This window comes from Paenibacillus algorifonticola, assembly GCF_000971975.1.
GTDB classification, from domain to species: domain Bacteria; phylum Bacillota; class Bacilli; order Paenibacillales; family Paenibacillaceae; genus Pristimantibacillus; species Pristimantibacillus algorifonticola.
This window is the reverse complement of record NZ_LAQO01000047.1, coordinates 45818-62632: the sequence shown is the minus strand read 5'-3', so window position 1 is coordinate 62632 and position 16815 is coordinate 45818. Positions and strand designations below refer to the sequence as shown.

The following is a 16815-nucleotide window of genomic DNA, read 5'->3' as shown; positions in this document are numbered from 1 at the left end:
TGAAAAAACTCCCCTTACAGTAACAGGTTTTATTATTTCACCTGTCTACCGTATGGGGAGCATATCAGCAGCAGGACAGCCCCTCTATTTTTATGGAATGCAAAAGGCTGGCGATGGATTGATAGTCATCGCCAGCCTTGCGTTTTTCAAACCAACAAAAAGCAAGTTTATATTAAAATCAAGGGGCGGTTTAAAGCCTTAGCTATGCACCGAGGACGCTTCATCCAGCGCCTCCTGCTTCAAATCATCGGTGCCCACTCCATCAATGAGCCCAATCAACTTCTCAAGCGCTGAAATTTCCAAAGCTTTAATCGTTTCCACGCCTTGCTTCATTTTGCCAATGAGGAGCAGATCCTCACTAATTTCTAATTTGAAGTATAGATTGCGTAATACAAGCGTTTTCTCGACTAAAAGTGAAAATTCCTCTGCTAAAGCAGCTGAAGGCTCTATGCTTCCCATCTTAATTAAATAGTCAAATAGTAAGCGCATACATTTCTTGTGCTCATACAAAATATGAAAAGGCAAGCTTGAATGCGGGGTACTCTGTTGTTCGATTCGATCAAGAAAATGCTGCAGATCAGCGTAAATATCGATGCCGAATGCGGCCTGCTCCCTCGGTTTCGTGAATAAAGGCATTCGTTCATATGAATTTCTAGCGTACAAATAGTCCTTCAGCAGCTTGCTCGCTAACGATAAATTAAATTCATAATGCTCGACTTGATTTAATTCAATGACAACGATTTTTGAGCGATTTAACGCTTGTCCATAAATCCCTTGTTTTGCCGCATGAACAAGCGCCGGAATGGAGATTGTGACCGCCATGTACTGGGCGTTGAAATAATCCATCAGCGTAAATTCATTTTTCTCCAAATCATAGCCCGTAATGAGCAATTGGCTTCTCCGATTGACCTTCCCATAAAAATTCGAATAAGGCACATAAAAATAATCACAATTTATATAAACATATTGATTGCTGTCAATGCAGCTTATAATGAACTCATCTAATGGAGTCAATTGGTTAATTAGACTCAACTCTATTTCTTGCGTGTATATCCACGGGTTATTGTTGTGCCTCCAAATTAGGGGCTCCCCTAAATAAAAGCTTAGCCAATGAATGTCCTTCTCAAAGGGCTTATCCGTATACAGCTGTATAAAATGATTCAAAATCCAGGCATGAGATTTTGAATCATTACTCATTACAGCCAGAAAATGGGAATATCTTTTATACCCCACAACGATTGGTATCGTTATAGGCAGCATCTTTTTTGTCAAACGATCCTTCCTTTCTCATTTTAATTGAGTGCTTGGCACAATTATTTTTTGAGAAACTCTAGATGGAGCTGACACATGATGTTGATAAAATTGCAGCAGAACACCCCTTCTTACATCCTTATTTGTAATAATTATCCTATAATTGTAACGTAATAGTTAACAGGCTGCAATCCTTTTCGATCAATTGGCTCGAGCAGCAACTGAGGATCCATTGGCTCATTATAAAAGGGGCACTCAGCAAAGAGAGCCCCTTCTCCATTATAATCTTTTATTATTTCCTGCTGCCCGGCTGCTTTAATAAGCAAGTCCAGACTCTTCCTGGAATTTAAAATGAGAATGAGTCACATAGCCTCTCGGCAAAGCCGGCATATTGGCAAAGGTCGATTGCAGAGCGATGTGCTGCTTCGTCTCGCCGCTTTTTACGATGCTGTGTAAAATCTCCAGCGCATGATAGCCCATCTCCTTGCTGGCACGATTCGCTCTGCCCTTGCGCATGGACCATGCCATTTCTGCGACGCCAAGTCCTCTGCTCTCTTGCGTGAAGCTATGGGATTGCTGCATCACCATCGGCTCCGTGTTCCCCTTTAATATCACCTTGACTTCCCCTCCAAAAAGGTTGGGATCTGACATATACATAATGCCATCAGTACCGTACAGCACAAGCGTAGGCTTCTCTGGGACAATCAGTATGGAATTGGAGTCAAACAGCATGCTGCCGACCGTACCGCTCTCAAATTGCAGCGTGCCGGCCATCAGGTTTTCACACTGAATTTCATAGGACTCACCGAGCTTTTCCATATAATAATGCTGCCGTTCCTTGTTCAGCGTCTTCGTAATTCCAGAAACCTCTGTAACAGGTCCCAAAATGCTCAGCAAAGCCGTAATATAATAAATGCCAACATCAAAACCAATGCCCGCGCCTGGCTTAATCGCATTCGGGGACAGCTCCGCAAAGAGAGAAACATCCCTGCTCAAGGCGCAGTGAGCGGATGTGATCTTTCCGATCATCCCGCTTTCGACTACATATCTGGCGGTCTGAATGCTGGCTCCGAGGAACGTATCCGGGGCGACGCCAAGGTACAGATTTTTTTCATCCGCGATTCGCACGAGTTCGGCCGCTTCCTCCAGCTCCAGCGCCAGCACCTTTTCGGTATAAACATGCTTGCCGGCTTCCAGCAGCTGCTTGACGACACTGTAATGTGCGGTCGAAGCCGTCAAATTAACAACGAGCTCAATGGAATCATCTGCAATAATTTGTTCCATGGAGAGCGCTTTAATGTTGTATTTTTCAGCGGTGCGCTCGGTCTTATCCAGATTACGATCGTAGCAGCCGACGACCTCCAATATGCGAAACTGGTTAATCATCGTGCTTAAATAAGCGTCGCTAATCGCTCCGCAGCCAATTGTGGCTACTTTTACAGGTTTCAAAGCTGTCATCTTACCCAACCCCTTCTAAAATAATAAGAAATAGCTCACGCCCCGAAAAAGAGAATCATCATTCCCTAATCCGTGACTAGAACGTTAAGCCTTCAAGCGATACGAAACAAAGGCAAGCCTGCGGCTGTCCGGTGCCCATGAATTGACGTTGATTGTGCCTTGACCGCCGAAGAGCTGGGCAATCGTACGTGATGCTCCGCCCTCGGCAGGCATTAGGCGAAGCTCCACTTGTTTGTTGGGCGGGTGCTCACCGGGAGCAACATCTTCCGTGCGATAGGCCACATAAGACACCCATTTGCCATCGGGAGATACATGCGGGAACCAGCTGTTGGCTTCGTCAAAAGTCATTTGCTCCTGATTTTCTCCGTTAGCGTCCATGCGCCAAATTTGCATGAGGCCGCTTCGCGTCGAATTAAACCAGATCCAATGGCCGCATGGGGAAAATTCAGGTCCATCGTCCAAACTTCCTGGAATATCGGTCAGCTGTGTTTCGTCGCCGCCGCTTACCGCAATCGTATAAATATCGTATTGACCATTTCTTTCCGCACAATAAGCAAGAGTAGAGCCGTCTGGCGACCATCCATGCAAATAGCTTGGAGCGTTCGGCGTTACCAACTCCGGCGTCCCTCCTTCCAAAGGCAGCACATAAATTCGGGAGCTTGCATCCTCTTCCGTAAAATGGCTGATTGCCAACTGCGTGCCGTCGGGAGAAAGCACATGATCGTTGTTGCAATCGATCGCAAACTCGGTTTCAATCTGCTTAACCTTTTGGCTGTCCAATTCGTAGGCGTACATACGACCATTGCCGTTATAAACTAAAAATCGGCCATCCTTCGTCCAATTCGGCGCTTCAATGACGTAGTCAAATTCTCGCAAAACCGTCCGTTCCCCCGTAACGATATCTAACGTTTCCAATATGCTGTAGCTATCCCTTTCCTTCATCAAAGCTCTAAGCGTATGAATGTCCATCTTTTCAATCCCCCTCTGATGTTTAAAATGGCTTATGCTTTCGTGTCTGATGTGATCAGCCGGCCTATTTCACTTCGTCTAAAGGCTTGGCCAGCCCATTAACAAGGAGCTCCATTAGATGGCTAGTATCAGCCATGTTGTTAATGCTGAGCTCTAACCCAAGCTGCGCTTTCGTGTCCACATAGCTGTAAGAGCCTTTGCCGAAATAGCCTACATGATACGGCTGTTCTGCTCCGATGTCGGCAAGCGTGTCATACATCGCCTTCCTGTCATCTACGTACAGGCAGAAATGGAATACGCCTTGTCCGTGATTGTCCAAAAAGGTTCTCCATGGACTCGGCGTTTCCGCCGGCTGCATTAGCTCTAATATGAAATGCCCCAGCTCATATTTGGCGACCTTGCATCCGCTGTATTCAGCAGCCTTCTCATACGTATAGTGAAGCAAGCCTTCCGTCGGCAATATTTCTACAGGCGCCTGCTGGACGCCGAGCACCTTAGACCAATTGGCGCTGGCCTGTTCCGCATCATGAACGACAAGGCAGATCTGGGTAATTACAGGTGGCGATTGAGTCATCGTTGTTTCCACTCCTTCGATTCATTTTAAGACCATGCAGATGAATAACTATGAAGAAAACAAGGCATTAGGTGGTGTTCACACAATATGTTATCGTTACCACATCGCTCATAATAGTATGTTAACGTTAACACATTGGCTATAAAACAAGGCGAAGCTTATTCGAGCTAATTCAGACTATCTGCCAGCTAACAGGATGCGGACTCTAAGGAGCACGGAGCCCGAAGGGAAGACCCACCCGGGCCAAAGTGAAGGCAGCGGTCTTCCTTTTCAGACGGTCTGGCCTTAGTCGCCCTTCCATTCTCGTACCGTATGGCGATCCATCAGAAACGGGTCTATCCCGATTGTGCTGGAGAGGGCCGCTTGGTCATTCATTCGCTGCAAAAGCAGCTGCAAAGCATGATCGCCAATCTCCTTAAATGGCAAGCCAACGGATGTAATCGGCGGAGACAGCAAGGCCGACAGCGTATTGTCGTATCCAATCAGCGACAGATCATCAGGTACGCGAAGACCGCGTTCATACAACACCTGCAAAACTCCGCAGGCATAAATATCAGAGGTCATAAAAATCGCTGTAGGCGGCTGCCCGGCCCTTAACAGCTGGTCGATTGCCATTCGGCCTGCCTCTATCGAATATTCAGGCATCACCTGCACCCAATCCTCATGAGGGACAATCCCCGCCTCGTTCAGCGCATCCAAATAACCCGCATAACGATCCTCTTCCACCTGATGCCCCAGCTTGGAGCCGATAAAGGCAATACGCCGATGCCCCTTTTCCAGCATATGCCGAACGGCACCTAATGAACTCGCACGATCATTAACGACAATGCGGTCTACCATCGGCATGTCATAGGTTCGTTCGATCATCACAACAGGAATGTGATTTTCAATTAAACGCCCAATCAAGTCTTTGGAAATGGAATGATAGGAAGTCAGAATGACTCCATCCACCCGGTGACCGATCAGGTCGTTAATCTGCTGTTCTTCCTCACCTAAGCCCATATGGCTCGTCAGCGTCAGCACATGATAACCGCTGTTTGCCGCTGCTGCGCTAATCGCGGAGCTGATCTCCTTGAACTGCATATTGGTGTTAAAAAGCGTCAAATGTCCAATAATGTTGCTGCGACTGCTTTTCAAGCCCTGTGCAATTCGGTTCGGAATATATCCCATCTCTTTGATGATCCGTTCGATTTCCCGGCGCTTATCCTCAGACACATAACCGTTGTTATGCAGAACTCGGCCGACGGTCGCAAGCGAAACGCCAGCTGCCTTAGCCACATCCGACATCTTAATATTCATCATTAGTCTCCAGATTCACATGTGTTATCGTTAACATATTAACACGTTATATTCGACAGAGCAAGACGATTGAAAACGCTTTTTTATAATCTGTAAATCGCAAATAACCGCAAGCCTGCTGGTTGCGCAGGTGGTTCAAATATTCTTTCGGTCCCATGCCTGTATATTTGAGAAAAAGCTTTCGCAGATATGAAGCGGAAATGCTGTATTCCTTAGCCAGCCGCTCAATTCGCAAATTTTCCCTGTAGCTGCCCTCCAAATGCTTTTTAATTTGTTCAAAGGCGGCGAAGGCTCCCGATTCAGCCAAGTTCCAGTCCGGCTGCTCAATCTGATGAAGTCTATGCAGCAATATTTGCAATTTGGATTGGGCAACGCTGGCGCCAGCGGCAATTCCAGCGACCCATTCCTCATTTGTTTCACGAAACAACAAACCTAGCTTTTCCGCTTGTTTTTGCTGATATTGACTTAAAAAAGGGAGCGTAAGTTTGTTTAGTAGTAGGCGCGCAATTGCTGTGAAAGGCACCCAATCATATTCGTCACCCGTTGATTAGCAGGAGAAAGATCCTAAATCCTCCATCTGCCCAATTCCTCCTTCAATTCTACACCCGCGTTCTCACTACGAATATATTCGAATGGCCAATAATGTAGACGAAGGTTAGGTCGGGGTATCCAGCAAATAAGCTTTAGCAAGCGAGTTGACGATCACCAGAAAATCAAGGGTCGTCGCCAGCTGCGAACAGAAAATGAATTGAAATGAGAATAATTATCACCTATAATGAAGACTACATCTTTTTCCATGCCTGTTCAGGAGGAGCACATGAATCATCAAAGCCTTATCCAGCATTGGGTCCATTCATCCTTTCATATATTCGATATCCGCCACTTTGTTTTATTGTCCGGGGAAGCTATGCCTCCCTACCCGCTTCCGGCCAACGCCTTTTTACTGCTGTGCCGGGGGCAGGGAACCGCGATGTTCAACGACCGCACGTTTACCCTGTCGCGCAGCTGCCTGCTGCATGCCGATAAAGGCCTTCATCTGCAAATTCACAGCGTGGAGCAGTTGGAATTTTATTTGATCCTGTACAAAAGCGAGCTCACGTCATCCCGCCATTCCATTCATGCAACAGAGTCGGAAGCGGACAACTCTATGACCGCCCCCTTGGGTTTTGTCCCGGAATTCCCGGTGCTTCTTCATCAACATGCCCGCGAGATGTACGATGCTTGGTTGAACGGCGGAGATTTGTCCCGATTCAAAACGAAAACGATTTTTTATTTGTTTATGCACGAGGTTTTGCGTCAATTGGATAACCCGTCCTTTTTGGCTGACAAGCCGGATATTGTCGATCAGGCGATCCGGTACATCGAGGAGCATATGCTGGAGGCAGTCACGCTGGACAGCATAGCGCGAGAGCTTAATTACAACATCCAATATTTATCCAAAAAATTCAAAGCCAAGACGGGACGAAGCCCGATTGACTATCTCATCTATGTCCGCATGGAAAAGGCCGCCCGGCTGCTGCTGGAAACGGATGAAACGATTCAGCATATCGCCCAAAGCGTTGGCTATAGCGATTTGTTTTATTTTATAAAAAGATTCAAGAAACACACCGGCCTTGTTCCTGGACAGTTCCGCAAGCAGGCTGCGCATTCTTGCTTACCGGATGTTCCATCTAAGAGGCTCAAATCGTCCATATGGAGTCATCCCTCTCTCCTTTATACTAAATCTCGTACCGTAAGCAACGAATTTAGAGTGAAGAAGGGAGATTCCTACGTGTCAAAAGAATTCAAAACACCGCTGGCTGCAGCCATGCTGCTATGTATGATGATTATGATCAGCGCCTGCGGCGTAGAAACGCCATCATCTCCGTCAACTCAGCGTGTGCAATACGAGCATGCAATGGGCGTAACGGAAGTAACCGGCATTCCGGACAAAATCGCAGCGGCCGACTACCGCATTCTGGATACCTTATATGCTCTTGGCATTAAGCCATACGCGACTACCACTTATGGCGGATCGACGGAGCTGCCGTATTTGGAGAAAGATGTACAGAGCGAAACCATCTTGGCTCTGGGGGATAAAATCAATCTCGAAGCAGCAGTCGAAACCGAACCGGATCTGATTATCGCCCGTCACATCGAGCCGGAGGTCTACGAGCAATTAAGCAAAGTCGCCCCCGTTCTTGTATTCCGTGGAGATGGGGATTGGCGTGAGGAAATGCGTGAAATCGGCAGTGCCGTTGGCAAGGAAGCGGAAGCCGCAGCATGGCTTGAGCAATATGATCAAAAAGCAGCGGAAATTAAAGAAAAAATTGCCGAGCATGTAGGTCCCGATGAAACCTTCCTGTTTGTGCGTCTGCAAAAGGATGTGCAGGCTGCCAGCCCTAATGTTCATCTGGCTGCTACGCTATCCAAGGATTTGGGCTTAACCTATGTGGCGCAGCTGGCAAACCAGGAAGAAAGCTATTCGGCGCTATCCCTCGAAGCGCTGCCTGAGCTGAATCCGGATCATATTTTTATGACAGTGGGCAAGTCAACCGTCAGTCATGATGATGACGCCGAGAAGCTGCTGGCCGACATGAAGGAATCGGCGGTTTGGAGCAGTCTGAAGGCCGTTCAATCGGACAATGTGCACATTATGCCGCAATGGGTGTTCGGGGATTACCCTAATATTAAAAGCAAATCGCTTGAGCTGGTGGAAGCTGCTTTAGTCAAGCGCTAATTGATCACATTAGACGAAAATCGCCCCGCTTCCGAATATGGAAGCGGGGCGATTAGCTTTCAGCTCGTTTGCACATACAACAAAGGCTGATACTCCAAAATTTCAAGAAAATGGTACCTGAGACAAATGTGCCGCCCGCAAAAACGACAAACCCGCCGCCTGCCGCAAAGCAAGCGTCCCCTCTTTCGTTTTCAGCCCAACCAGACAGCTACCAAAGATACAGGTCATTGCCCTTCAGCTTAAAAATAGCTTCCATGAAATAATAATCGCCATAGATGATGGTATGGTGGTGTGCCGGCGTATGATACGCCCCCGAACCGTATTGAATGATTCCGTCTGACGCCTGCGACCAATCGCTGCGTTTGTCGACGGCTTTGAGCAGTTTAACCGCCGCATCCGCATAAAGGCGCTGCTCGTGCTTGCCCACCGCCTTGGCGACTTCAAGCAACCCGCATGCTGCAATCGCGGCTGCTGTATCATCCTCCAGCCTCCGTTCCGCCGGCTGTCTGAAATCGACCGGAATAATGCCGTTCTCTGGCATATTTGCAATAAAATAATGCGCGATGCGTTTTGCCGTCTGCAAATATTCATCCTTCTGCGTATGAATATAGCTCATCATAAACCCGTACAAACCCCATGCCTGACCTCTCGTCCAAGAGGAGTCTTCCTCATACCCTTGACCTCCATATGTCCGAACAACTCCGCCGTGCTCCGGATCAAACTCCACAATATGATTGACCGAGCCATCCGATCTAACAAAGGCATCAATCGCCGTATCGGCATGCTTCATCGCGATTTGCTTAAAGCGGGGATCTCCAGTTTCTTCCGAAGCCCAGTAGAGAAGCGGAATATTCAACATGCAGTCGATGATCGCCCAGCCTCTCGTGTCGCCTTCCTCCAAATCGTTCCACGCCCGGATAAAGCCTCCTGCCAAATTAAACCGTCCGGCCAGCAGATTCGCTGCATGCAAGGCGCGCTTGCGCGAAGCAGGATTTTTGGTCACTCTATAATTAGCCACGCTGGTTGGAAGCCACATAAATCCGACATCATGGTGCAGGCCATAAAATTCCTCGAAGCAGCGATCCAGCTTTTCCTCCGAAATGGCAGCGATTGCTTTGTATTTTTCATTGCCGGTCTCGTGATGCATGAGCCACATCATGCCGCCCCAGAAGCCATTCGTCCACCAGTTGATGCCATCCGCCTCTGCACCACTCGGATTTACAGCAGCGCGGTCATCATGCGTACCGTTTACAGTTGTATAAGGGATTTTATGTTTCGATTTTTCACTGACCCATTCCATTTTCACAGTCAGCCTGCTGATGGCTGCGTTCAGCCATTCCTGCTCATTTTCCGGTATCATTCTTCAATTACCTTCCTTCATTTCGTATATTTGCATGACGCTTTAAACGCTTTCATTGTTCTCATTATAGTGTTTCATTACCTGCAAAAGTTTCCGTATAACAGCTAAAAATGTTTCTTTATTGCACTTTGCTGCCGCAGCATGATCGCGCTCGATTTGTGGCATGACGCCTTGCGCCAGCTCTGGGGATGCCGTATTCCGCCGCCTGTCCATGCGAGAAAAACAAATAGCGCCTGTTACGCAAAAAAGGCTGCAGATGCGGCCATTTCTCGCCCTCATCTGCAGCCTTTTCTTTTATGTCGCCATGTTTCTAAATTCCTGCGGCAGCTTCCCGTAATGCTTTTTGAACATATCGCTAAACTGTCTGGCGTTGTTATAGCCTACCTCCTCAGCGATCTGATAGACCATCATATCGGTTTGCAGGAGGAGCTTAACAGCCTGTTTCATGCGGACCTCGGTCAAGTACTGCTTAAAGTTCATACGGGTATGCTTCTTGAAGAAGCTGCTGAAATAATAGGGATTCATAAATATTTTGGAGGCGACCCCTTCTAGCGTAATGTTGTCCATATAATGATTTTCAATATAATCCTTTACGGTTTTTAGCTGCTGGGTATCCTTCCCTGCCGGCTCCAGACGCTGGAAAATGCCAGCTGCGATTTCCCGGATGTACGCCTTGATTTGCTCGTATTTAGTGAAGCTCTGCATCGCATTCAAATGCAGCTGGAGCTCTGTTTCATCCAGAACGATACCAATTTCCGCTAGGCCCCCAGCCCATTCCGTGATGGTCCCGTAGGCGGCCAAAATCGTCTTTTCTCTGCTGCCGCCGGAGTGGCCCTCGATCTTCTCAAGTAACGCTTGGCATGCAGCATGCATAAGCTCCCGATCTCTTTTCAGAAAAGTTTGCAGAACTTTATTTCTCGCTTCGCCAAGCTCTCTCGCCGATACGCAGCTTTCCCAGTCCTCCTCCGACCAGCACACGACCTTTCCGCCATCCGTAAAAAAAATCCGATTCAACGCTTCGGTCGCCGTTTGATAGGTGCTTCTAATGCCTTCGGCTCCCGGCTGCTCCTGACCGATTCCTGCCGACAAAGTTATTTTTAGAAAGCTCGCTGCATGCATGACGATCTCTAGCGCAAGAGCTTTAATCGGGGCTTCCTCTTTATGGTTTATAACGGCACAGATCCGGTCTCCCCTTCGGACAAGGACGCCTGCAAAATCGCACGACATCAGCTCCTCTGCCATATTGCTTACCGCAAAAAGGAGAAGGCGCTTCTCATGCTCCCCCCAACGAGCATCCGTCTTGTGCAGCTCGGGCTCCAGCAGCATGACGGTAAAGAAATCAAAATCGCATCCTGAATCCAGCATGCGCAGCTTCTCCTCCGCCTCCTTCTTGCGGATGTCCCCGTCAATCAGACAATCGAATAGCTCCTCTAGCTGAGTTTTACGATCCTTGTGCTCGTAGAGAGCGAGTTTATTTTTAAATTGGAGATCTTCGGACTCTTCTTTCAGCAGGGACAAGGCGCGTTTAACAGCCGAAAGCAGCAGCTCCTTCTCTATCGGCTTTACCAAATAGTCGACTGCTCCAAGCGCCAATGCCTCCTTCGCATAAGAAAATTCCTGATAAGCACTAATAAAAATAACTTTCGTTTTGCAGCCTAAGCGGCTGATTGCCTTCAGCACATCGATTCCCGTACCGTCCGGCATGCTGATATCGGTAATGACAAGTGATGGACCTTCCTTTTGCACCAGTTCGATGAGGCCTCGGCCGGTCCATGCCTCTCCAATTATCCGAATGCCAAGCTCTTCCCATGGAAGCAGCTTTTTTAGCCCCCTGATAATGATAGGCTCGTCATCCGCCAAAATCGCATTAATCATTGCCCAGCACCCTCTCTTGGTAAGGAAGATACAACCGGATGGAAGTCCCTATATTTTGCGTGCTATTAATATGAACGCCGTATTCAGCCCCATACAGCGCAGCAAGCCGATCATGCACATTTTTAATGCCGATGCCGCCATTTCCCTGCTCCAATGGGATATTCCCCTGCAGCTTGCCCCTCAGCTGCTCCAGCTTCTCACTATCCATACCGATCCCGTCATCATCAACCGTTATGACCAGCCGGCCTTTGGCCATTTCTGCGGAAATCCGAATGGTCCCTTTGCTTGTCTTAGGCATAATGCCGTGATAAATCGCATTTTCCACTAAGGGTTGAATAGATAGCTTCGGCAGCTGGCAGCCCAGAAGCTCACCCTTGATTCGAATATCCATAGCAAGCCGATGCTCGCCGTAGCGCAGCTCCATCAGTTTAAAATATTGCTCAATGTTTGTTTTTTCATCAAGCAAGGTGACGGTTTCCTCTCCATAATCCAGCACATATTTCAATTGGCGGGAAAGGGCGAGAATCATATCCGCAACCTCATCATCGTCATTGGCTACTGCGCTCATCCGGATTACTTCCAGCGTATTGTAAAGATAGTGAGGTCGAATCTGACTTTTCAAAGCTGTCAGCTCGGCCTGCTTCTGTTTAATTTGGGCCACAAAAACCTCGTCAATATAGCTTTTTAGCCGGTCCGACATTCGGTTGAAGCCGCGGGCAAGCATGCCTATTTCGTTGGGACTTCTGATCTGGACCCGCGTATCGAAATCTCCGGACTCCACTTTAGCCATATGTTGGATAATTACACGAATCGGGTTAGACAAATTATTGGAAAACCAGACGGCTACGATAACCAGAGAGATGATGGAGAGCAGGATGACAATGGTGATCGTGCTTTTAGTTCCGTTAATCTTGCTGAGCAATTCTTCCTTGTTCACCTCGCCGATCACATGCCAGCCCGAATTAGGAAGATTCTGTATCACATATTGATGTTCGTTTGAAGCCGATGTTTGAAAACTCTGTCCGATTCTCTCTTTTTTATTGCTGAACAAAATCCAGCCGTTCTCGTCAACGACATACATGCCATCGTGAGAATCAATGGTGAGGCGTTGAAAAATTTCCTCAAATGCATCCAAGGCAATGTCCATATACAAACTGCCCGCAACCTTCCCGTCCAGCCCGGCACTGCCGACCACGTCGATCAAATTGCGTGCAAAAGTCAAAACGGTCGTTCCCGAATTCAAATAATAATCCTGATGATGCGTTGGCATCATCACCAGCTGGTTCGGATTTTCTATAAGCGCCGTCTTCCATTCTGGCAGCGGAAAGGCATAGCGGAAGTCAATCCGGCTTCCTGTCCGGTTCATATCCCGGTAGCTGCCGTCCGGAAAAACAAACACAGCGCTGCGAATATGAACATCCGTGGCCACTACAGTCTGGAGCAGTTCATCCACTGACGCTATAATTTGATAATCGTTGTCAGGAGCACCCTCGGCGAGCCGTTTCGCCAATTGCCCGTAGCCCTCCTGCTGGCCGTAGGAATACATCAGCTTTGAAATAGTATTATATTTCGTATAAAGCGCATCTACATTATTGCCCGCATTCATCACCATTTGCTCAAAGTTATTGATGGAATAACGCTCCATGTAATTGCCGAACGTATTGAGCGAGAAGAAGCTTACTGCCAGCAACGGTACTAGACCAGCAATAATGAAGGAAAGCGCGAATTTAGCAAAAATACTTTTCCGCAATCTGTTCAGCTTGAAAGCATTCAACGACAGCTCTCCTCCTTCATTATCGCGCTGCAAGTGAAACAACAGCTCTCGCTTCCTATCATAACATTCAACGGTTTTCATGCCTATCAGAGTGCTTAACTGTACTCCCGATAAATAAAGTAATCAAAGTCCGCTTGCAGCTTGGTCCCATTTAAGTCCTGCGCGCACAAGCCCGCAAAGGCTCCTGTAAAGGACAGCTTGCTCTTGTATTCGTCGGCAAGCAATCCTGTATACAAGGCCGGGCCGATCGTTTGCCATTTTATGCCGTCTGGCGAGAAGCTGAAGCGCAGCTTATCCATGTCAATTGCCGCCTTCAAATAGATTCGCTGCCAGCCGTTAATAGGTTCCGATTCGCGCTCATCATATTGCCCCTGATCGCTAATGATCACGGTCAAATGCTTGCCGATCTCCTCATCATGACTGATCCGCAAATAATAATGATCCTGATCGTCATAATACAGCACGAGCCCTGCCATCTGATTGAAGCTAGCGGGCTCAAACTCCATGCAGGTTTCCATCTCGCAGCGAAAGCTTTGGATGCGCCGTGCCACCATGCTTTGCCGATGCAGAGAATATAAGGATTCCCTCCCCCATAGACGCAAATACCCTGGACGCTGCGTCAGACTTAGCCATGACGGATCCGCCGGCGTACGGAGTGTATGCCAGTGGACGCTAAGCTCCGATCTATCGAAATCATCCCGCTCGGGCTCCTTAGGGAAAGGATGCAGAGGAAGCGCCGGTACGGGTACATGAAGCGCAGGCAGCTTTCCGCCCGAGGCCAGCCGAAGCCAGCCATCCTCGGTCCATGCCATTTTCTGAATCGCGGTTTCCCGGCCAAGCGGACTTAATCCGCTGCCGTCTGGCAGCTGCCTGCTGCATATATGCACCATATACCATTCACCGTTCTGAGTCTCGATAAGAGAGCCATGCCCCGCCTTCTGCAGCGGATGCTCCGGATGCCCCTTCGCAGTCATAACCGGATAGTCAGGATCAAGCTCATAAGGTCCTTCTACTGATCTGGAGCGAAGCAGTGTCGCCGCATGATTGATGCCTGTACCTCCTTCCGCTACCAGCAGATAGTAATAGCCATCCTTTTTGTATACCATCGGCCCTTCCGTAACGCCAATATCCGTTCCTCTGGTAACAAGCTTTACCGATCCTGTCAGCTTCTGCTCGTCTGGATCAAACTCCTGCATAATGATGCCAGCAAACCGGCTTTTGCCTTTCCGAAAATCCCACTGCATATTAAACAAATATTTTTTCCCGTCCGTATCATGGAACAGGAAATGATCAAAGCCGCTTGAATTGAGATAAACGGGCTCAGACCATGGCCCTTCTATCGATGGAGCTGAAATGACATAATTATGAAGATCCTTGAATACGCCTTTGCGGCCAACCACATTAGTAAAGCATAGATAGTAGCTTCCCTCATCATAACTAAGGGACGGGGCCCAAATGCCGCCAGAGCTCGGAACCCCTGCTAAATTCAGTTGGCTTTCGCGGGTCAATACACGAGTTAACGGCCGCCAATGGACGAGATCCTTGGAATGATGAATGACTACCCCTGGAAACCACTCGAAGGTGGATGTCGCAATATAATAATCCTCCCCCACCCTGATGGCTGAAGCATCTGGATTAAAGCCGCGTATTATTGGATTTTGTATCATCGTACCGAACCCCTCCCGATTTTCAATAATTATTATGAATGGCGCATAAACGGCGGAGAAAAGCCGCACCTGAATGCCAGGAGCGGCTGGGTTGCTAGCCTTTAGTTGCACCTGCGGCGATCCCTTTTACGAAGTACTTCTGCAGGGCGATAAAAGCAATAAGGACGGGAACAATCGACATTGTCGTACCTGCGAACACCAAATCCCACTGCGAGGCAAGCTCTCCCACAAAATTGAAAATCTCTACGATCAGCGTCCGCTGATCCGAATGAAGCACCAGACTCGGCATCAGGAAATCATTCCAAATTCCAAGTCCCTGAAGCACAACCATACTTGCGGTGCACGGTCCCAGAAGCGGGAATACAATCTGCCAGAACGTCCTCACCCTTGAGCATCCGTCTATGGCTGCGGCTTCCTCAATCTCAGCAGGAATACCCTTAATAAAGCTTGTATAGAGCAAAACGCCCATACCAACCGAACCGGAAATATAAATCAGAATCGGAGCCGTCAATGAACCGTAGAGGCCCAGCGTTTTCATTTCTTTGAACAACGGAATCATGTAAACTTGAAAAGGAATCATCATTCCTGCCAAAAAATAGACGTAAACATAGTTTGTCCATTTTTTCCCAGTACGCTCTATTGCATAAGCAGCCATCGGAATGATGGCAATCATACACACAATTGAAACAACGGTCAGAATCAGGCTGTTCAGCATAGCTCTCGGAAAGTCTGTCTCTGTAAGCAAATACTTAAAGCTGTCCAAATATAAGCTCGAAGGAAGGGACAGTGCATCCCGCAAAATTTCCCCATTTGTTTTGAAAGCCGAAATCAAGCTTAAAAAAACAGGGAAGAAAAAGAAGACCGCCAGTACGATAGCCGAAATTAAAAACAGAATTTCAATGCGAAGCTTAACCTTGACCATCTTACATCTGCACCTCCCGTTTCCGCAAAAACTTAACTTGAATGAGGGACACCATTAAAATCAAGACGAACAGCATAAGCGACAACGCGGTTCCATAGCCTTGCCGGAGCTCGCCGAAGCCTACCTTGTAGACAATGTAGGTCAAAGTTTCTGTTGCAAAACCAGGTCCTCCGTCCGTCATGACTGCAATTTGGTCGAATATTTTCAGAGCGCCGATCATGGATAACATCACGCTGACCGTCATCGCGCTTGCCAGAAGGGGGAACGTAATGTGTCGAAACTTCTGCCAACGGCTAGCACCGTCAATCGAAGCCGCCTCGTTAAGCTCTGGCGGTATTCCCTGAAGCCCCGCCAAATAAATAATCATATAGTAGCCCGAGCCCTTCCAGACGGTGGTGATGATAATGGCCAGCAGCGCGTAATCCGGATCGCCCAGCCAGTCTATTTTCCAATCACTTAGCCCCACCTTGTCCAGCACCTGGGAGATCACTCCAAAGTTAAAGTTGAAAATAATCGTCCATACGAAACCCATCACGATACCGCTAAGCAATACAGGAAAATAAAATATGCTCCGGAACAAGCTTTTGCACCAACGCACCTGATCCACGAGGATCGCCAATATAAGGGCCAAGATATTCTCAAGAACAACTAATGTTATGGACAAAATCAACGTATTTTTAAGCGCGTTATAAACCCTTTCACTCTGGAACATTTCCACAAAATTATCAAAGCCGATGTAGCGTATGTGATCACTGACGCCATCCCAGCTCGTAAAGCTGAGATTCACGCTGTTTAAGGTCGGATAAATAACAAACAAGGTATATAGGATAAAGGCCGGTAAAATAAACAGAACCGAATAAGAAAACCGCTTTCTCTTTCTAGCTGCCCCATTGGATGCAACGGGTATAGTTTCTGCGTTAGCCACACTCTCACTCCTAAAGCGCCAA

15 protein-coding genes are annotated in these 16815 nt (G+C 47.8%); 2 read left to right on the top strand and 13 right to left on the bottom strand.

The window, feature by feature from the left end:
- A partial coding sequence (locus WH37_RS36135) for a hypothetical protein (protein WP_197091405.1) occupies nucleotides 1-202 on the top strand: 202 nt, incomplete at its 5' end.
- Here the strand turns inward: WH37_RS36135 and WH37_RS29915 are convergent.
- The 7 genes from WH37_RS29915 to WH37_RS34050 form a co-directional block, all read right to left on the bottom strand.
- Entirely contained in the window at nucleotides 199-1272 is a 1074-nt protein-coding gene (locus tag WH37_RS29915) for a hypothetical protein (protein ID WP_046234304.1), read from the bottom strand. The genes WH37_RS36135 and WH37_RS29915 overlap by 4 nt on opposite strands.
- A gap of 131 nt (nucleotides 1273-1403) precedes the next feature.
- Entirely contained in the window at nucleotides 1404-1577 is a 174-nt protein-coding gene (locus WH37_RS35835) for a hypothetical protein (RefSeq protein WP_156182409.1), read from the bottom strand.
- Nucleotides 1567-2709, bottom strand: coding sequence for a Gfo/Idh/MocA family protein (locus tag WH37_RS29910; protein WP_046234303.1), 1143 nt, complete (start codon nucleotides 2707-2709; stop codon nucleotides 1567-1569). Before WH37_RS29910 ends, WH37_RS35835 begins: the two co-directional genes overlap by 11 nt.
- A gap of 84 nt (nucleotides 2710-2793) precedes the next feature.
- The gene (locus WH37_RS29905) at nucleotides 2794-3678 is read right to left on the bottom strand and encodes a TolB family protein (protein WP_046234302.1); all 885 of its coding nucleotides are present in this window, start codon (nucleotides 3676-3678) and stop codon (nucleotides 2794-2796) included.
- Nucleotides 3679-3742: 64 nt separating this feature from the next.
- The gene (locus WH37_RS34055; protein WP_052737324.1) at nucleotides 3743-4252 is read right to left on the bottom strand and encodes a VOC family protein; all 510 of its coding nucleotides are present in this window, start codon (nucleotides 4250-4252) and stop codon (nucleotides 3743-3745) included.
- A 285-nt stretch (nucleotides 4253-4537) separates the two neighbouring features.
- Nucleotides 4538-5554, bottom strand: a complete 1017-nt coding sequence (locus WH37_RS29895) for a LacI family DNA-binding transcriptional regulator (protein WP_082111074.1) — start codon at nucleotides 5552-5554, stop codon at nucleotides 4538-4540.
- A 43-nt stretch (nucleotides 5555-5597) separates the two neighbouring features.
- A complete protein-coding gene (locus tag WH37_RS34050; protein ID WP_052737322.1) occupies nucleotides 5598-5981 on the bottom strand; it encodes an AraC family transcriptional regulator in 384 nt (127 codons plus the stop codon).
- A gap of 387 nt (nucleotides 5982-6368) precedes the next feature.
- Between WH37_RS34050 and WH37_RS29885 the strand changes: the two genes are divergently transcribed.
- Nucleotides 6369-8270 carry an AraC family transcriptional regulator gene (locus WH37_RS29885; RefSeq protein ID WP_046234300.1) on the top strand — a complete coding sequence of 634 codons (1902 nt, stop codon included), beginning with the start codon at nucleotides 6369-6371 and terminating at the stop codon, nucleotides 8268-8270.
- Nucleotides 8271-8478: 208 nt separating this feature from the next.
- Here WH37_RS29885 and WH37_RS29880 read toward each other — a convergent pair whose 3' ends face one another.
- From WH37_RS29880 to WH37_RS29850, 6 genes are all read right to left on the bottom strand, one after another.
- Entirely contained in the window at nucleotides 8479-9630 is a 1152-nt protein-coding gene (locus WH37_RS29880) for a glycoside hydrolase family 88 protein (RefSeq protein ID WP_046234299.1), read from the bottom strand.
- Nucleotides 9631-9924: 294 nt separating this feature from the next.
- Nucleotides 9925-11505, bottom strand: coding sequence for a response regulator (locus WH37_RS29870; protein WP_046234297.1), 1581 nt, complete (start codon nucleotides 11503-11505; stop codon nucleotides 9925-9927).
- Nucleotides 11498-13321, bottom strand: a complete 1824-nt coding sequence (locus WH37_RS29865) for a cache domain-containing sensor histidine kinase (protein WP_231594427.1) — start codon at nucleotides 13319-13321, stop codon at nucleotides 11498-11500. The genes WH37_RS29870 and WH37_RS29865 overlap by 8 nt, the downstream gene beginning before the upstream one ends.
- A 53-nt stretch (nucleotides 13322-13374) precedes the next feature.
- Nucleotides 13375-14946 (bottom strand): glycoside hydrolase family 43 protein, encoded by a 1572-nt coding sequence (locus WH37_RS29860; RefSeq protein ID WP_046234296.1) that lies wholly within the window; start codon nucleotides 14944-14946, stop codon nucleotides 13375-13377.
- A 94-nt stretch (nucleotides 14947-15040) separates the two neighbouring features.
- A complete protein-coding gene (locus WH37_RS29855) occupies nucleotides 15041-15868 on the bottom strand; it encodes a carbohydrate ABC transporter permease (protein ID WP_046234295.1) in 828 nt (275 codons plus the stop codon).
- 1 nt (nucleotide 15869) lies between these two features.
- Nucleotides 15870-16775 (bottom strand): carbohydrate ABC transporter permease, encoded by a 906-nt coding sequence (locus WH37_RS29850; protein WP_414812597.1) that lies wholly within the window; start codon nucleotides 16773-16775, stop codon nucleotides 15870-15872.
- Nucleotides 16776-16815 lie beyond the last annotated feature (40 nt).